The organism is Streptomyces sp. UNOB3_S3 (genome assembly GCF_020740895.1).
Classification (GTDB): domain Bacteria; phylum Actinomycetota; class Actinomycetes; order Streptomycetales; family Streptomycetaceae; genus Streptomyces.
Genome location: NZ_JAILXP010000701.1, coordinates 1 through 1,257, shown reverse-complemented (window position 1 = coordinate 1,257; position 1,257 = coordinate 1). Strand labels below are relative to the sequence as shown.

General features: G+C 75.7%; 1 protein-coding gene. It reads left to right on the top strand.

The genetic code is table 11. From position 1 onward, the window contains the following. On the top strand, positions 1-1,257 hold a 1,257-nt coding region (locus tag K6I33_RS35130), incomplete at both ends, for an amino acid adenylation domain-containing protein (protein ID WP_229358845.1).

Here is a 1,257-nt window from a genome sequence, read left to right as displayed (position 1 = left end):
CCCGCGCCCGGATCGCCGCCCGGCCCACCACCGCGCCCACCGCCCCCGCGCTGAACCAGCCCGCCTACGTCATCCACACCTCGGGCTCCACCGGCCGCCCCAAGGGCGTACTCGTCACCCACGCCTCCCTCGCCAACCTCCACGCCGGGCACGGCACCGACCACATCGCCCCCGCCCTGGAGCGCACCGGACGGGACCGGCTGCGGATCGCGCACAGCGCCTCCTTCGCCTTCGACGCCTCCTGGGACCCGGTCATCTGGATGGTCCACGGCCACGAGCTCCACCTCCTGGACGACACCGCCTACCGCGACCCGGCCACCCTCACCGCCTACGTCCACGAACACCGCGTCGACTACCTCGACGCCACCCCCTCCTACATCGAGGCGCTCGTCGCCGAGGGCCTGCTGGAGGAGGGCGAACACCACCCCGCACTCGTCGTCGTCGGCGGCGAGACCGTGCCCGAGCCGCTGTGGCGCCGCCTCGCCGCCACCGAGGGCCTGAGCCCCATCAACCTCTACGGCCCCACCGAGACCACCGTCGACGCCTACTACTGGCTCGCCGACGGCGACGGCACCCCCGTCGGCCGGCCCGTGCGCGGCTCACGCGCGTACGTCCTCGACAACTCCCTGCGCCCCGCCCCCGTCGGCGTCACCGGCGAGCTCTACATCGCCGGCGCCTGCCTCGCCGCCGGCTACCTGGGCCGCCCCGACCTCACCGCCGAACGCTTCACCGCCGACCCCTTCGGCGCCCTCCACGGCGAGCCCGGCGCCCGGATGTACCGCACCGGCGACCTCGTGCGCCGCCGCGCCGACGGCACCCTCGAATTCCTCGGCCGCGCCGACGGCCAGATAAAGATCCGCGGCTTCCGCATCGAACTCGGCGAGATCCAGAGCGTCCTGGCCGGCCACCCCGCCGTGGACCGCGCCGCCGTCATCGCCCGCGACACCGCCACCGGCAAGCGCCTCCTCGGCTACGCCGTACCCGCCGAGGGCACCACGCCCGACCCCGAGGAGCTCCGCGCCCACCTCGCCGAGCGGCTGCCCGACCACATGGTGCCCGCCGCGGTCCTGATCCTGGACGCCCTGCCCCGCACCGCCAACGACAAGCTCGACGTCAAGGCCCTGCCCGACCCCGACCCCGAGCCCGCGGCCGGCGCCGACCGCGGGCCCGGGGTCGGGGTCGGGCAGGGCCTTGACGTCGAGCTCGTCGTTGGCGGTGCGGGGCAGGGCGTCCAGGCTCAGGACCGCGGCGGGCACC